The organism is Thalassoroseus pseudoceratinae (assembly GCF_011634775.1).
In the GTDB taxonomy this organism is placed as follows: domain Bacteria; phylum Planctomycetota; class Planctomycetia; order Planctomycetales; family Planctomycetaceae; genus Thalassoroseus; species Thalassoroseus pseudoceratinae.
The window spans coordinates 260,126-277,063 of record NZ_JAALXT010000005.1 but is presented as its reverse complement, the minus strand read 5'-3'; the positions used below and the strand labels follow the sequence as shown (position 1 = coordinate 277,063).

The window sequence follows — 16,938 nt, the reverse complement described above, 5'->3', positions numbered from 1 at the left end:
CTTCGAAAACGCTCTGCAATGTCGGGGCGGTTTCGGTATACTGGAATCGGGCCAAATGAAACCGGTGTTGATTTCCGTTGGAGGTTTGGAATCGGAAAGATTCGCGGCGTATGAGACTTTCCTATTTTGTTGTCGATCGGTCGGGGCAACTTCGACGTGGAAGTCGACGGTTGGTGGAAGCCCTCTGGCATGGTGACTGCACCGCCGCCGAGATGGGAGTGCCCATCGATGAAACCTTGCGACTAATCACCGTACTATCGGATGAAGATCTCATCCCGATCGTTGTCTATTTTATTCGGCTTGATATCGAAGATGGCGCGATCACCGAAGATTCGCGGGTCGATGCTTTTGAAGCGATGACCGCCCGCAAACGCAGGCGTTATGACGATGTCGCCGCTCAGCGACAGTTCATCGGTTGGCCTGCGGATTGGCAGACGCAACTTGCTGTCGCCCTGGATGTACCGGCGAGCGACCTGAACAAACTTGGGGTTGGTGGACCATTGCTATTGGCGGATTTATGGGGTGTTCCATTGGAGAAGGTCCTCAGCTACTTCGAAGAAGCCACCGATAAGTGACTTCGCCAAAATCCGCTGCTCGGGTTTGTGTTTGCCGTCGTGTCGTGCTTAAAATCAACAACGGCTGTTTCGTCGCGCTTTCCCCCTAGCTTGTTGTCTCTCGTGCCAAACTGCGTTTCATTTTTTGAAAACTTTGTCGCATTCGGGTTTGGTTCGGCTTGTTGGGGACAAAATTCGCCGGCCGAAATTCATCGCCGGCCAAACTGAAAGGATGATTTTCCACATGACTGAATCAACACCATCTTCTACTGAGCATTCCCCTTCTCGGCGAACGTTCGTGAAAACCGCTGCTGCCGTGGGCGCGGTCGCTGCTTTGGATTCGGTGACGCTTCGCTCGGCCCATGCGGCTGGTTCCGACCAGATCAAAGTGGGCTTGGTTGGTTGCGGCGGACGTGGAACCGGGGCTGCGGTCCAAACTCTGCGCGCGGATGGCTACACCAAATTGGTTGCGATGGCGGACGTCTTTCAAGATCAACTCGACCGCAGCCTGAAGGCGATCAAGTCGACCAACGTCGCGGACCGAGTCGATGTTCCCAAAGAGCAGCAATTCGTCGGCTTCGATGCTTACAAGCAACTCTTGGAAGCCGATGTCGATTTGGTCTGCTTGGCCACCCCGCCCCACTTCCGACCGGCTCACTTCAAAGCTGGTATCGAAGCGGGCAAGCATATGTTCGTCGAAAAACCAGTTGCTGTCGATGCGCCTGGCGTCCGCAGTGTGCTCGAAACCACCGAGTTGGCCAAGAAGAAAAACCTCACGGTGCTCTCCGGATTGTGTTGGCGTTATGACACCAACATGATCGAAATGGTCAAGAAGTTGCAGGAAGGCGCACTGGGGGACATCTCCAGCGTGGTTACACAACGGTTCAACGGTGGGGTGAAGAACACGCCCCGCAAAGAAGGTTGGACCGATATGGAATACCAACTCCGCAACTGGTACTACTACACATGGCTCAGCAGTGACTTCATGGCCGAACAATTCGTGCACGAATTGGACAACGTGGCTTGGCTTTTGGGCGATGAGTACCCCGTGAAAATCTCCGCAACCGGTGGGCGACAAACCCGCACCGGGAAAGAGTTCGGGCATATTTTCGATCACTTTGCAGTCACCTTCCAGTACGCCGACGGAAAACGAGTTTATGCTCAAACCCGTCAGGCTCCGGGATGTAGCAACGAGAACAGCGTGATCGCGTTGGGATCGAAAGGTGTTTGTGATGTACGCGCTTACCGAATCACCGGCGAAAACAGTTTCCAAATGAAACCAAAACGTACGGTGATGCACCAACTTGAACACGACGCCATGTACGCGGCCCTTCGCCGCGGGGAAATCCTCAACAACGGGGAATACATGGCGAAAAGTTCGTTGATGGGGATTGCCGGCCGAATGGCTGCTTACACCGGCAAAACACTGACGTGGGAACAGTGCCTCAACTCGAAAGAGAAACTCGGCCCAGAAACCTACGATTGGGACGCACCGCTACCGGAACCACCTGTGGCAATTCCTGGCATCACACCGTTCATCTGATCGATTCAATAATCGAAACGGTACTCTCATAGTTCATGGGGTGACGATGGTTCTTCTCGTCACCCCTTTTTTACGGACATTGCATTGCTGGCGTGGGAGTCATCTCGCGAGCCCAATGGAATGAATGTATTACTCAAAACAGATGGAGCCCGCTTTGGAACCTCGAGTCAGCATTATCACGCTTGGTGTGAAGGATCTGGATCGTTCTTATCAGTTCTATCATCACGGACTCGGGTTCCCGACGTCGCATAACCCAGAGACGGGGATCGTTTTCTTTCAGACGTCGGGAACGTGTCTGGCGTTGTATCCGCTGGACAAATTGGCGGAGGATGTCGCGCCGGATTTGCAAGCGGACCGAAATGCGTTCCCAGGCATTACTCTGGCCCATAACACGAAGACGAAGCCCGAGGTTGATGAGGTGCTGTCCCTGGCGGAACGCTGTGGCGGACGAATTGAGAAACCCGCGCAAGATACGTTTTGGGGCGGATACAGTGGCTATTTCTCCGATCCTGACGGCTACTTTTGGGAGGTCGCCTGGTCGGAGAGTTGGAAGTTTCACGACGATGGAAGTTTAGTCATCGAATAACGACACTTCAATCCGGTTTCGCAGTCTCCGGTTTGTCGCCGACGGACTTTTGCCAGTCCTGCATTTGCTGGCGGAGTTGGTCAGCGACCATTTCGTGTTGCGGATCGTCGATGAGATTTGTCAGCTCGTGCGGATCGGACGTGAGGTGAAACAGCTGCTCCCGATCGACTTGCGGGTAGCGAATGAGTTTCCATTCCGGTGTGCGGATCATGCGTTGAAAGGCACGGTAGTAACCGAAAACGGCCGAATAAATTTCTTCGGTGTCGCCAGCCAGTACCGGTTTCAAACTGCGACCGCCCACAGGTTTGGGGATGTCCAAACCAACGAGATCGCAAACCGTCGGGAAAATGTCTCGCAGGTAACACTGAGCCGTTCGACGGGTGTTGGTCGGCACGCCCGGCCCGACCATCATCAGTGGAACGCCAATCGTGTGCTCGTACATATTCTGCTTCCCTCGCAAACCGTGGCTGCCAATCGCCAAACCGTGATCACTCGTGAAAATGACAAGTGTGTTTTCGGTTTGGTTGGTGTCTTCGAGGGACTCCAAGATTCGCCCGATTTGGGCATCCATGTGCGAGATAACTGCGTAATACACGGCGAGTTCATCGCGGATCATGTCTTTCGTGCGGGGCCACTCGAAAAGTTGTTCGTCACGGCCATCGAAGTTGCCATGATCGAACGGATGCTGCGGGAGAAAATTCTTCGGAACCGTGATTTGCTCGGGCTGATAGTGGAACTGTTTGTCCGTTGGCAGAAACAGAGGATCATGGGGAGCAGTGAAGTTGACGTGGACGAAAAACGGTTGATCGTTCTCGGTTGGCTGGTCGGCTTCGATGAGCGAAATGGCGGCGTCGGCAAATGATTCGCTGATATCGCCGTGCAGTCCCACACCGCGTTCCGGCTGTTTCTGGGCATTCTCGTCGTAGAAAATCCAACCGCGATATCCGGTCACAGGGCGGCCGTTAGAATCGTTCTGCGGTTTCCACCATTTCCCACCACCTCCACGGTACATCCCGGCAGTGCGTTGGTAGCCGTAGTCTTTCGGCAAGCCTTTATTGTGCCATTTGCCCACGTAGCCGGTGCGGTATCCCGATTTCCGGAGGGTTTCCGCGAGTGTTGTCACGTCGGATGAGATGCCCTGACCGAAATCGAGGGAACCGTTCTCGAATCCGCTGGCTCCGGTGAGGATTTCCGCTCGGCTGGGTGTGCAGATGGGGTTGGCACACGTGGCCCGTGTGAATGTGGTGCCGCGTTGCACCAAACTGTCGAGGTTCGGCGTGCGGATGGTTGTGTTTCCAAGAGCGGCGATGGTGTCGGGGCGTTGGTCGTCACTCACAATCAGCAGAACGTTCGGTCGCGGCGAATCAGCCAGAGCGAGCGGCAAACCCGCCCAAAACGTCACGATGCAAGTCACTCCCAGTTTCAGCAAATTCATCTCGGAAAACCTTGGATGAGATATCAATGGCTCGTCACGCTTTTGGATATCCACTAGAATAAAAGGATCAAACCCGCCTGTCATCCTTCCCATATTTGTCGGACCGATTATGAAATTTTTCATCCCGACGACTTTCCTGGTTTTGAACTGTTTGTGTCTCTCGGCGACCGCTGCGGACACGGCTCAGCAAGAGCAGTTCTTCGAACGGCATATTCGGCCGGTGTTGGTGGAGAAATGTTTCGAGTGCCATTCGGGCAAGAAACAGGAAGGTGGCTTGCGGTTGGATTCGCCGAAGTTCCTTGAGGAGGGGAATCTCAGCGGTGCCGCCGTGACGCCGGGCAAGCTGCATCTGAGTCGGTTATGGGATGTCATCCAGTACGACGAAGGTGATATTCAAATGCCGCCCAAGTCGAAATTGCCAGACGATCAGATTGCCGCGTTTCGATCTTGGATTGAACAGGGAGCGTATTGGCCAGAGTCGTACAAGCCCCATCTCGACAAAGACAACCAACCGGCGTGGATTACCCACTGGGCCTACCAACCCATTCAGAAACCGAAGCTGCCGGAAGTTCAAAACGCAAGTTGGGTCAAGACGCCCATTGACCGGTTTGTGCTGGCGAAGTTGGAAGGAGCCAGTCTCGAACCATCGCCACCGGCGGACCGCCGTACGTGGTTGCGACGGGTGAGCGTGAACTTAACCGGACTCACGCCGACGTTCGAGGAATACGCCGCGTTCGAGGCGGATCAGTCCAAGGATGCGGAACAAAAGGTCGTCGATCGGCTGTTGGAATCTCCTCGCTATGGTGAGCGTTGGGCACGACACTGGTTGGATGTCGCACGCTATTCCGATACGAAAGGCTACGTGTTCCGAGAGGATCGAAATTACCCTGAGTCGTGGACGTATCGCGATTGGGTGGTGCGGGCATTCAACGAAGACATGCCTTTTGATCGGTTTGTGAAATTTCAACTCGCCGCCGACAAGTTGACGACAGATGACAACGCCGCCGAACAGTGTGCGATGGGCTTTCTGACGCTTGGGCGACGGTTCTTGAACAATCGGCACGACATCATCGACGACCGTATTGATGTAACAACTCGCGGGTTGATGGGGCTGACGGTTTCGTGTGCTCGGTGTCACGATCACAAGTACGATCCGATCCCCGCCGCCGATTACTATTCGCTTTATGGCGTCTTCAATTCGTCAGACGAACCACAAGGGGAACCGTCTCCATTGCGGATGGTGGATCGTGAAAAGCCACGAGAACCCCACATTTTCCTGCGGGGCCAAGCTCACAATCGCGGTCCGCGTGTGCCGCGTCAGTTTTTGGAAGTCATCGAAGGTAAAGATCGGCAACCATTCAAGGACGGTAGCGGTCGGTTGGAAATGGCCGAGGCGATTGTGAACCCTCGGAATCCGCTGACGGCTCGCGTATTCGTCAACCGCGTGTGGGGGAAACATTTCGGGAGCTATCTGGTTGAGACGCCCAGCGATTTCGGCGTGCGAGCGGATCAACCGACACACCCGCAGTTACTCGATTGGCTCGCGCAGGAGTTCATCGACAGTGGTTGGTCGGTCAAACATTTGCAGCGGTTGATCACGATGTCGGCAACATATCGGCAAGCGAGCGGTCACCGAGAGAGAGCAGCAGCGGCCGATCCGGAAAATCGGTTGTTGTGGCGAATGAATCGACAGCGTCTGGATTTTGAAGCTCATCGGGATAACTTGCTGGCCGCCGCCGGGACGTTGGATCTGTCGATGGGTGGAAAATCGGTTCCGATGACGAGCGAACCATTCACGACCCGTCGAACGATTTACGGTTTCATTGATCGGTCGAATCTCCCGGGGCTGTTTCGCACGTTCGACTTTGCAAGTCCCGATATTCATTCGCCCCGACGGTACGTCACCACGGTCCCGCAACAAGCCCTGTTCCAACTAAACTCGCCGTTCCTTTTGCAGCAGGCGACCGAGTTAGCCAATCGTACGGCGGCACCGAATGGGCAGGAAGTCTCGACGGATGAGCGTGTTCGCACGTTGTATCGGATCATCTACGGTCGTGAACCATCCGCGGAGGAACAGCAGCTGGCCCATGCATTTCTGGAAGAAAACAACGAGAAACCCGCCGCTGTGGTGCAACAGGTTTGGCAGTACGGTTACGGTCGATTCGATGAAGCGACGGGCCGGGTGACGGAATGGACGAAGTTGCCACACTTCACCGGTTCGACTTGGCAGGGAGGACCGAAGCTGCCTGATCCGAAAACGGGGTGGGTGAGTCTCAGAAAGGACGGCGGACATCCGGGAAAGAGTCCGAATTATATGGCAATTCGACGTTGGACGGCACCGGCAGCGGGAACCGTTTCCATCGGTGGAACGCTGAATCATCCGGCGAAACCCGGTCAGGGGGATGGTGTCCGCGGGCGGATCATTTCCAACCGAATCGGTCAGCAAGGTGATTGGACCGCTGCCCACGGATCGGTGCCGACTTCGGTGTCCAAGGTTGAAGTTCAAGCCGGTGATCAGATTGATTTCGTGGTCGATTCGCGAGCGTCGGTCAATCACGACTCGTTCACCTGGACCGTCAACGTTCGAGGCGTTCTGGACGGTCAACGTCGAGGGTTCCACTCCGCGAATGACTTCCAGGGACGCGCTCCCGATCCGCTGTCCCGATGGGCACAGTATGCTCAAGTCTTGTTGTTAGCGAACGAGTTTGTTTTCGTCGACTAACCGCTGATTGCGATCGTAGCCGTTGCACTCCATTCAGGCCGATGCCACATCGCGTAACAAATTGGCATCTGCCCGATTGGTAGGCACAACCACAGTGGGGGCTCGGCCAGTCACTATTTGTGGATGAGCGTAACATTCTTTGTGCCAATGGCTTGTGGCGAACGCGAATTCCTGCGTCTCGTGGCATCGCAATTGCTAATGTCATGGAACGGTTCCGTTCCATTTGATTCCCGCGATCGGTGACTCGGCCGATGCAATCGTCCTTACGCAAGATCCTTGTTGGAGCAATTTTCTTTATTTGCTCCTGTTGGATCGCGATCTGCGCCTATTGTTTGGCCGGCTGGAGTTTCTTGGAAGCCGTCTACATGGTGACGATTACCATTTTCGGAGTGGGGTACGGTGAAGTCCGACCGATTGAGCAAACCAGCCTCAAAATTTTCACGATTGGATTCATCATCTCCGGGTGCACGTCGTCCATTTATTTTCTGGGCGGTTGCGTGCAGATGTTGGCGGAAGGCGAAATCAACAAGGCATTGGGAGCCAGGCGAATGACGCGGGGCATCGACCGATTGACCAACCACGTCATCGTTTGCGGTTACGGGCGGGTCGGACAGATCCTGGCCCGTGATTTGAAGGAAAGTGATCAATCACACGTCATCATCGACGTCGAAAAAGACCGATTGCAAACGGCGGAAACGGCGGGGCATCTTGTGATTCACGGCGACGCCACCGACGAAACCGTCTTGCAAGCCGCTGGTGTGGAACGAGCGCGAGTGCTCGCCAGCGTTTTATCCGACGATACCGCGAACGTGTTCATCACGCTGACCGCTCGCGGGCTGAACGAGCAAATGGAGATTATCGCTCGGGGTGAAAAACCAACCACGGAAAGCAAACTTCTTAGGTCGGGAGCAAATCGCGTTGTGCTACCGGCTGCGATTGGAGCCAGTCTCATTTCACATCTCATCACACGGCCTTCGACGGAAGTGCTACTTTCCGAGGCCCAAGGCACACAGACGTTAAACGACGACCTCAACCGCATCGGGCTCAAAATGACCGATGTGCCGATCACCACAAATTCTGGGTTGGTCGGTTCGCCGATTGGTGATCTCAACGTGACGGGAATGCCAGGCGTGGTCACTGTGGCGTTGCGTCGACAAGATGGAACCGTCGTTCGCAAGCCGAAAGTCTCGGCCACTCTGGACGATGGTGACACGCTGATTTTACTCAGCCACCACGACACCACGATTCAGCTGTCGCTTCGCAAATCCAGTTCCGCACCTCGGCAATATCGCGGCGTGAAACTCGGGTCCTAAAACAGACATCGTAGGTGAAGAACCCGGACACGTACGACCGTCCGAGTTCTTCCCGTTGATCCAATGTTCCGCGATGGGCCGAACTACTCGACCAAGAGTAAGGGCTGGACATCGCCGTGATCGTCGAACTGCCCGATGACGGTCTCATGTCCCGTGTGATGACCGAGCACGGTTCGCAACCGTTTTTCCGTAAGACTGCGGTACAGCAAGATTTGATAACTCCCGACCCGTAAGCGGTAGCCGCCGGCTGCATCGGGGCCGACACGTTGTCCTTCCTCCGTGACCGTGAGCTGTCGCCAGTCGGCACGCCGTTGTTGGCGGTCTGGATGCCAGTCGAACACCATCGGCAGGTACGCGCCACGAGTGACGGGCATCTCGAATGTGAGCGATTCGGCATCGACTTGGAGCTGACCAGCTGTGCCTTCCACGACATCGTCCGGCAAGGGCAACGGAAAGACCCGCATGGATTGTTTACCGGATCGAAGTTGCCATGCACGGGTTTCTTTCTCCTGTGCCGATGTAATACCCATACTGAGTGGCAAACGACTGCGAAGACGTTGCGGGGCATCGTCCAACCCGCTCACGCAATCGGCGAGCACGGCGAATTTTTCTTCGCGAGCCAGAAGAATCTGCCGTTCAATGTGGATGTCTTCGGACACCTTCCATTGCAGTTCCACAAAACTGACTTCGTCATCGTCGAACCAGCACGAGCAGGAACACGTCCATTCCGCGGATTGTTTTCGTTGGTCGGTGGGACCGTTCAGCTGCCAACCCCACTCCCCCGAGAACCAGGAAACACCATTCGCGGACAGGTCGATACTGGGGATTGGGTCATCATATGTTAAGACGATCCGACCGGCCTCGCGGTTCCAATCGGTTCGCAAACAGGCCACGGATGCGAAATCGGATTGGTACGCAAGGCTCGATTCGTGCTCTGGTTTTGCCGGAGGACTGCCGGATGACGACTTGATCGGGAATTCCAAACCGTGAGAGAGCAGCAAGTGAAACACAGAGTGTTTCTTCTTCCATCCCGCTAACTTGGCCGCCGTAGCGAGCATCGGCACCGCGTTCAGACGCCGGTCGTGACCGGGAAGTTTTCCGTCTGGTCCCAACATGGCCGCGGAGGTTTCGACCAGACCGGCGAACCGTTCGGATTGGTCTTCGTCTTGCCACAACGGAATTTTTGCAGCGTGTGCCCATTCGGCGGCACGGGTCCACACACTCAGCCAACCGCTCAGGTTCTCCAGAATTTCCGCCCGGGGTGTACCGTCACCGTCGGTCGATTCTTCCAAGCGATTCCATAACGTGCTTCGTCCTTGTTCTCGGAGTGCCTCCAAGCCGAAAACATCGGAGAACAACAGTCCGGCTGTCCAGGCCAATTCGCCGGTACGGACAAGCGAACCGATCGGGTCGTTTTTCTCGGGAGGCCGGGACAGGGTGGCGGTTAAGGCCATTCGCCAGAGCTTCCAAATCTGGTCATCACTGAGTGCGGCGTGTTCCCACCGCAGGAGTTCACAGATGACAAGAATTTCACCGGTGGAAAGCGGGATACGTTGTTCCCGGTTTTCGGTCCACCGGGCGAGGTCTCGAAGGGCTTGCTGACGATGCTTCTTTTTGCCGGAATGGAACCCTTTGCCGGTCCAGATGTCGAAAAGATCTCGGGTGGATTCTGTCTCGTCTGCAATTTCCATCGACCAGGCCGCGGGCGTAGGATCGAACCGCATCTTCAGGACGGATTTGCGGTTTGAGTTGGCTCCCAAGCCGAAATTGCGTTTTCGCAGTCGCGCAATGACCGCTGCGACATCGCCCTGATCGGCTGCCTCTGTCAACTGCCGATCGGCCGTCTCTGCCCACACGAGGTGTCGCAGAAAGTCTTCGTCGGACAAGACCGATGCGGCGGTGGGAGAAATCGGAATTACGTCGGATTCATCTTGAAGAATCGCAGTCATATCGTTTCACCGAGAGAGAACGAGTAGTCATTCCGACGAATCAGATGACAGGCATCAGGAGACAGATTGTCAGCAAAGACCATGGTTTTTCGACCGTCTCCTGCTTCCCTTAAGTTAGCTGATGCCTGAGCGTTTGCAATCGGGAAGATGACTCGACATCATCGGAGCACAGAGAAATTTCTGACGACGCTCCTTTGAGACTTCACCATCGCAGGACCTAAAAAATGCACACTCTGATTGGCCCCCGGCTCTCCATTATGATGTTTTTGGAGTTTTTCATTTGGGGGTCGTGGTATGTGACGGCACCGTTGTACCTCGGGAAAATCGGTTTCACGCCGGGCGATTTCGGTTGGACGTACGGTGTGGGCCCGATCGCGGGGATGCTTTCGCCGTTCTTTCTCGGAATGATTGCCGACCGCTTCTTCGCCACCGAACGCGTATTGGGGGTTATGCATTTACTCGGTGCGGGGGCGATGTACTGGGCAACTACTCTGATGGCGGTTCCCAATCCCGAGCCAAGTGCGATTAACCTGGCGTTCTTTCTGCACATGCTCTGTTTCTATCCGACCCTGTCGCTGACAAACACGTTGGCGTTGCACAACATGACGGACGCGGAAAAACAATTTCCGCTGATTCGGGTGTTCGGTACGATCGGTTGGATCATCGCCGGCTTCGCTCTCGACTGGCTCGGATGGACTTCCGAACGTTCGATGTTCTGGCTGACAATCAGCGCGGCGACGGCTCTGGGCCTCTACAGCTTCACCCTTCCGCATACTCCGCCGCCAAACAAAGGCAAAAAGGCGTCGGCTCGGGAATTGTTGGGGATGGACGCGTTCGTGTTGCTCAAACGCCGTTCGTTCTTGGTCTTCATCATTAGTTCGTTCCTGATCTGCATTCCGTTGGCCTTCTATTACCAACTGGCTGCCAAGAGTTTGCAGCAAACCGGCGTCGCGAACACAGCGACGAAGATGTCCTACGGACAAATTTCCGAAATCGTATTCATGTTGGCAATGCCGTTGTTCTTCAAACGGCTTGGTGTGAAGTGGATGTTGCTTGTCGGGATGGCGTGTTGGGTGATTCGGTATGCGTTGTTCGCCATCGGTGCACCGACGCCCGATCCCATGATCAGCTTGATGCTCATCGGGATTGTGCTGCACGGGATCTGTTACGACTTCTTCTTTGTGACCGGTCAAATCTACACCGACAAAGCTGCTCCGAAGGAAATCCGCGGGCAAGCCCAAGGGATGCTCGTTCTGTTTACGCTGGGGATCGGGATGTTCATCGGGGCATGGATTGCCGGTGTGGTTGAAGGCACATTCACGCCGCCGGAAGCGGTCGCGTTGAACGAAGAAGCGAAGGAACATGCCGACGATCTGAAGGCGACCAGCGATAAACTCGACGCGGAATTGAAAGACTGGTCCGAAGAGGAGAAAGCCCAATTCAACGAGTGGAAAGGCATGGCCGGTGCATTGCGTGACGTGTACGCCGCCGGTGATCTAGACGTTCCGTCGGTTGAAGAGCGAATCGACACCGTAACCGAACTGACCTCCCGTGAGGTTTCGTCCGACATTCGCACCGCGTTGGACTATCAAGATTCGATCGATGCCGATGCCGCCCAACGCGACGAAAAGTCGATGAAGGCGTTACAATTGTTGGATTGGCAGTGGATTTGGACGATACCATGTATCTTCGCCGCGATTGTGATGATCGTCTTCGGAGTCCTCTTCCAAGACGACACTCAAGCCGCCCCGACGGAAGAGGAATTGGCCGCCGATACACTCAAAACGACCGATCCGCTGCCGGAGGCTTCAGAACCGACCGATGATGCCCCGGAAAACCCATGACCGGATAAGTCGACGCCAGCAACCACGATGATGTGATGCACGTTTGCGTCTTCTGAGCCGACAACTGACAACAAGTAACGGATTTCGACTTCATGTCCTCGCCGATTTCCACGTCTCTTCGCTGGCGGTTGTCGGTCTTGTGGGCGTTGCAGTGGGGAATCACTGGTTCCACGCTGACGTATTTGCCGTTGTATTTCACCGAGCACCGGGTCGATGCCCAGCAACTCGGGCAGTTGATGGCAGTCGCGGCGCTTGGGTTGTTGGTGGCTCCGTTGGTGGTCGGGCAGGTTTGCGATCGCTGGATGCACAGTGAAAAGTATCTGGCGATCGCTCATTTTCTCGGCGGCTTCACGCTGACGTACATCCCCGAAGCGGCCCGTGTGTACGCGGAAACGCAAGACAACTTCCCCGTGCTGCTCGGTTTGATTGCTGTCTACGCAGCCGCGTATTTTCCGACGATTCCGCTCGCGAGTTCGCTGACATTCCGACACCTGACCGACCCTGACTCCCAATTTGGTTCGATTCGAATTTGGGGAACCGTCGGTTGGGTGTTGGCGGGGTTGGGGTTGTCGCTGTGGTTGGGTCAGAGAGAATTTTCCGTTTGGTTGTACCGCGCGTTTCCCGGCGGAGGAGTACTGTTCAACGAAGCGGGAACGGTGTTCGATTTCCTCGGTTCACCGTCCAGCGACGACGCGTTCGACATCGCTGCGATTCTGTCGTTCGCGCTGAGCGCCTTCTGCGTGTTCCTTCCGAAAACGCCGCCGTTGCACGTTCGGACAGAAAAACTCTCACGAGCCGAACGGAAAGCCAATCGCAAGAAAACACGAATCCGCGAACGATTTGCGGTTCTCTCCGTGTTGCGGTTGTTTCTTGATCCGCAAGTGGCCTTGTTGATTGCGATTAGTTTCGCGTTGGCATTGGTCGTGCCGACATACAGTCTTGCGGTGCCGATTCTGTTGGAGCATCTGGGAATCAGTGCTCACTGGGTTCCGGCGGTGATGACGGTCGGGCAGATCTCCGAATTCCCCTGTCTGGCGTTATTACATTGGTGCTTAGCACGGTGGGGAGCGAAAATCACGTTTGCACTCGGCATGTTGGCGTGGCTGGTGCGGTATGGATTGTTCGCTGCGGACACGCCGTTCGCTGTGGTGATGTTCGGAGTCAGCTTGCATGGGGTGTGTCATGTGTTTCTGGTGATTGTCGTGCAGTTGTACTTGGACCGTCGTTGTCCGCCCGATACCAAAGCGACGGCTCAGAATATCTTCGCGTTTCTAACACTCGGCATCGCACTGCCATTGGGGTTCCTGTTGGCTGGGTGGTGGGGCCGAATTTGTCGTCTGACTACTCCGGACATGGCGAACTTCTCGCTGTTCTTCGCCGTTCCCGCTGGGATTGTGGCTGGCCTGTTGTTGATTTTTTGGACATTCACCGACACCAAATTGGGACTAGAAACCAAGGACGACGAATCACCGGCAGACACCGGCGATTGATTTCATGAGACACCCGTTGGTCCGGCTCTCGACGGGGGTGGCATGTTCGATCGATGGATTGGTGGTGCTTTGGCAACGCGATCTCAGATGGTTTTTCCGTAGCTGGGGTGTGATGTCACTTCCGGCCGGTTAAAATGTGGAGGTCGATCACACCGCGTTTCACCGAGCCGAGAGGAATAGCCATGCCGACTCGTTCCATCCTGATGACAGTTTTCGCCTGCTGCCTTGTTTGTGTAGGTGCGGTTGCGGCCGACTCCAAACCGTCGGTGAAGTCGGTGGATGCCGCTCCGGAAGGGCTTTCCAAGAAGATCGCCGCCGTCCTCGATAAGTCTGGGCATCGGATCAAAACCGCGGATGGCGATTTGGTGACGGTATGGTTTGCGAATCTCACCGGCATCCCTGGCGATTTTGAACCTGGTTTCTATGTGAAGTACCCCTTTGAGGATGGTCAACTCATCGGTGCGATTCATGTTCCGAAAGGTTCGAAGTTTGCAGACTTCCGGGGACAGGAACTTCAACCAGGCACGTACACACTGCGGTACGGTCAACAACCGATGGACGGCAACCACATCGGCACCAGCGAAACTGCCGACTTCCTGATGGCGTTACCCGCGAAGGCCGACCAAGACCCAGCGAAGATCGACATGAAAGACTCGCTGAACGAAAAAAGTGCCGACGCCGCCGGTTCCACGCACCCCGCGATTCTTTCACTGCTCCCCGATGCCGAATCAAAAGACGCCAAACTCACGCACGATGAGGACAATGATTTCTGGGTCTTCGAAGCCGGCATCCCCGCCGAAGTTGGTGGCAAGAAGAATCAAAAAGTACCGGTCAAAATTGTTGTCGTTGGACAATCGGCTGTGTAGTTTTTGACCGGAATTCACGCACGACACCAAGCCACCGATGTTGAGTGGTGGCACCTCTTGCACGGAAATGCTCGTGATGTGCTATCGCAGTCTTCTGATTGGCATTACTTGTTTGTGTCTTGGTTCATCTGGTCTTGCAAACTCGGACCAAAAAGAAACCAAGCCAACGCCGAAGAAAGAGCTTTTTCGGGGGCGGGTGGTGATCGTGAAAGATGCCCTCGAAAAACGCGGCATCACGGCATTTGAGGAAATGAAAGAGCAAGTGGCGCTCGAAACGCCGGAGGGGAAGTTGCTGCCAATCGTGGCGGATTGGCGAGGGCGGGCGTTCTATCAGGACAAACGATTGCGGAACCGGAAAGTCGAACTTGTCGGCTACCAACGCAAAGGGTTGCCGTATCTGCAAGTGCTGATGGTCTTCACTTTCGACGACGACAACCAGCGGATGTACACAGACTACTGGTGCGATATCTGCTCGATTCCCATGTACGAAATCAAGCCGTGTGATTGTTGCCAACAAGACATTCGTCTCCGCTTCCAACCGCAAGATCTGCCGGATTATCTCACCCGAGACCAGAACGCGAAAAAGTAGGTCGTTGCCTGACTGATACTCGCGAACGCCACTGACGCAGGATGCCACCCATGAGTTTCGCACTCAATCTTCGTTCCGCCGAATTGCTTGGTTCTGTGGCCGAGCAAACCGATTCCTTGCGAATTGCCCGGCAGGAAATTTCCGATCGCTACACGCTTTGGGACTTTGGCGTCGAGACTGAAGGCGGACTCAACGCGGGTTTGTTGCTCAGTCGTCTTTGTTTGGCTGGTTTGGCGGACGTCTCGCTCACAACGAGCCCCCTGGCTGGAATGGATTGGCCAACCGTCGCCGTGCAAACCGATCATCCGCTGCCCGCTTGCTTGTTCAGTCAGTATGCGGGCTGGAGTGTTTCCGTCGACAAGTTTTTCGGGATGGGTTCGGGACCGATGCGAGCGGCGGCGTCTCAGGAACCGTTGTTCGAGGAATTCCAGTACCGCGAAGACAGTGAGCATCTCGTCGGCATCTTAGAGACCGACACGCTACCGACGGCGGATGTGTTCGACCACCTCGCAGAGAAATCGGGTTCGTCGCCACGAATCACGTTGGCGGTCGCGCCGACCGCGAGCCAAGCTGGGAACGTGCAGATCGTGGCCCGCTCCGTCGAGACTGCTCTACACAAACTTCACGAAGTTGGCTTCGATGTGCAGCGGGTCCGCAGTGGTTTTGGGACCGCACCGCTGCCACCCGTGGCGACGGATTTCCTCACCGGACTCGGCCGCACGAATGATGCCATTTTGTATGGCGGTCGCGTCACACTGTGGGTCACGGGGGACGACGAATCTCTTGAGACAATCGGACCGAAAGTCCCGGCTTCATCGTCCAACGATTACGGGCGGCCGTTCCAAGAGATTTTCAAAGCCGCCAATCACGACTTCTACAAGATTGACCCGCTACTCTTCAGTCCAGCGGAAATCGTGCTGCATAATCTCGATACCGGTCGTGTTTTTCGATTCGGTGAAACCGATGAAGCTGTGTTGCAGGCGTCGTTCGGGGTGTCGTAGGTTATTCTGAACTTGCCGCTTAGTTGGCACCATCTTCTTTGGCACGGCCGATGAATCGCATCCAACGACGATTTCGCGAGTCGGATTCGTTGGTCTCTCCGTTGGCTTGATCACGTTGCTTCAAGATGCGTTGAATTTCCGATTCCCGTTGGCGGATTCGTGACTCCAATCGTCCGACCCGTGCCCGTTCCATCGACAATTCCACTTCACCCTGCCGAAGTTTTTGGTGCAGAGTGTTTTCGAGGTCGACCAACCGGCTGCGTTGCTCGTCGGAGATTTCGTCTTCGGGCACGTCTTCAATCGGGCCGCGACATCGCGCTTGGAGAACTCGCAACATTCGAACGAGCGAAACGATGTAGAGTTCCCGTTCTTCGATCGCAGCTTGCCAATCTTCCCGTTCGGCTTGTGAAGCATCCACGGGGGCCGGTCGTTTGTCCAAAATCTGCAATTCTTCTTGCAGATTGACCTGTTCTTCGGCCGCGGCGGCGGGTTCTTCGGGCTCGGCCGGTGGAGGCTCTTCGCCTAGCATCTCTGCTTTCAACGCGGCCCAACTGATGGACCCCGACGATTCTGGCCGGTCGTCACCGTGCTGCATTTGCGAGAGTAGAGACCCGGCAGGCATCTCTTCGTCGGATGGTGTCCGTCCCAGTTCATCGTCGAACCAGCGTGTCGCCAGTTCGCGGATGGCCGAAATTTCATCGCTGAGTCGGGCAATCTGAGCCGGTGTTTCGGCTTCGCGCCACTCATCGACCACGTTCGCAAACCGCTCGGTGAGCTTCCATTGTCGCTCGACCATGTCCGCCGGGAAGGCAATTTGCTCGGCGGGTGGAGGGGGCGGCGGAACATCCGCTTCTTCGAGCCGACTCGCTGCCCACTCCAAGAACTCGGTCAATTTCTCGATCGTCGCCTCGTGTTCACGCACTTGCTGCGTCAACTCGGCGATCTGATCGGTCGAAGCCGATTCGGATGAGGGGAAACTGGAGTCCATCGGTATTCGCTTTGTTCCGTTCGCGAAAACAAACTGTGTGTTGAACACCCCAATCTGA

Annotated in this window: 13 protein-coding genes; 10 read left to right on the top strand and 3 right to left on the bottom strand. The window is 55.5% G+C overall.

Features of this window, described 5'->3' with window-relative positions; genetic code table 11:
- Positions 1-110 precede the first annotated feature (110 nt).
- The 3 genes from G6R38_RS18895 to G6R38_RS18885 all read left to right on the top strand — a co-directional run bounded on the left by G6R38_RS18895 (position 111) and on the right by G6R38_RS18885 (position 2,683).
- Positions 111-575 (top strand): hypothetical protein, encoded by a 465-nt coding sequence (locus G6R38_RS18895; RefSeq protein ID WP_166829824.1) that lies wholly within the window; start codon positions 111-113, stop codon positions 573-575.
- A gap of 223 nt (positions 576-798) precedes the next feature.
- Positions 799-2,097: a Gfo/Idh/MocA family protein gene (locus G6R38_RS18890; RefSeq protein WP_166829819.1), complete on the top strand. Its 1,299-nt coding sequence runs from the start codon at positions 799-801 to the stop codon at positions 2,095-2,097.
- A gap of 154 nt (positions 2,098-2,251) precedes the next feature.
- Complete coding sequence (locus G6R38_RS18885; protein ID WP_166830649.1) at positions 2,252-2,683, top strand: VOC family protein; 432 nt, start codon at positions 2,252-2,254, stop codon at positions 2,681-2,683.
- A gap of 7 nt (positions 2,684-2,690) precedes the next feature.
- Here the strand turns inward: G6R38_RS18885 and G6R38_RS18880 are convergent, their stop codons facing one another.
- Complete coding sequence (locus G6R38_RS18880; protein ID WP_166829815.1) at positions 2,691-4,118, bottom strand: sulfatase-like hydrolase/transferase; 1,428 nt, start codon at positions 4,116-4,118, stop codon at positions 2,691-2,693.
- A gap of 109 nt (positions 4,119-4,227) precedes the next feature.
- Here G6R38_RS18880 and G6R38_RS18875 point away from each other — a divergent pair, with 109 nt between their 5' ends.
- Positions 4,228-6,840 carry a PSD1 and planctomycete cytochrome C domain-containing protein gene (locus G6R38_RS18875; RefSeq protein ID WP_166829809.1) on the top strand — a complete coding sequence of 871 codons (2,613 nt, stop codon included), beginning with the start codon at positions 4,228-4,230 and terminating at the stop codon, positions 6,838-6,840.
- Between the two features lie 251 nt (positions 6,841-7,091).
- Complete coding sequence (locus tag G6R38_RS18870) at positions 7,092-8,153, top strand: potassium channel family protein (RefSeq protein WP_166829805.1); 1,062 nt, start codon at positions 7,092-7,094, stop codon at positions 8,151-8,153.
- 83 nt (positions 8,154-8,236) lie between these two features.
- Here the strand turns inward: G6R38_RS18870 and G6R38_RS18865 are convergent, their stop codons facing one another.
- Entirely contained in the window at positions 8,237-10,102 is a 1,866-nt protein-coding gene (locus G6R38_RS18865) for a hypothetical protein (RefSeq protein WP_166829799.1), read from the bottom strand.
- 224 nt (positions 10,103-10,326) lie between these two features.
- Here G6R38_RS18865 and G6R38_RS18860 point away from each other — a divergent pair, with 224 nt between their 5' ends.
- The 5 genes from G6R38_RS18860 (at position 10,327) to mch (ending at position 15,892) form a co-directional block, all read left to right on the top strand.
- Positions 10,327-11,946, top strand: a complete 1,620-nt coding sequence (locus G6R38_RS18860) for a nucleoside permease (RefSeq protein WP_166829794.1) — start codon at positions 10,327-10,329, stop codon at positions 11,944-11,946.
- Positions 11,947-12,038: 92 nt separating this feature from the next.
- On the top strand, positions 12,039-13,436 hold the full coding sequence (locus tag G6R38_RS18855) for an MFS transporter (protein ID WP_166829787.1): 1,398 nt from the start codon (positions 12,039-12,041) through the stop codon (positions 13,434-13,436).
- 182 nt (positions 13,437-13,618) lie between these two features.
- Positions 13,619-14,302 carry a hypothetical protein gene (locus tag G6R38_RS18850; RefSeq protein ID WP_166829780.1) on the top strand — a complete coding sequence of 228 codons (684 nt, stop codon included), beginning with the start codon at positions 13,619-13,621 and terminating at the stop codon, positions 14,300-14,302.
- A 76-nt stretch (positions 14,303-14,378) separates the two neighbouring features.
- Complete coding sequence (locus G6R38_RS18845; RefSeq protein WP_166829773.1) at positions 14,379-14,891, top strand: hypothetical protein; 513 nt, start codon at positions 14,379-14,381, stop codon at positions 14,889-14,891.
- Positions 14,892-14,941: 50 nt separating this feature from the next.
- Positions 14,942-15,892 carry a methenyltetrahydromethanopterin cyclohydrolase gene (gene mch, locus G6R38_RS18840; RefSeq protein WP_166829769.1) on the top strand — a complete coding sequence of 317 codons (951 nt, stop codon included), beginning with the start codon at positions 14,942-14,944 and terminating at the stop codon, positions 15,890-15,892.
- 19 nt (positions 15,893-15,911) lie between these two features.
- Here the strand turns inward: mch and G6R38_RS18835 are convergent, their stop codons facing one another.
- Positions 15,912-16,880, bottom strand: a complete 969-nt coding sequence (locus tag G6R38_RS18835; RefSeq protein ID WP_166829766.1) for a hypothetical protein — start codon at positions 16,878-16,880, stop codon at positions 15,912-15,914.
- Between the last annotated feature and the right edge of the window lie 58 nt (positions 16,881-16,938).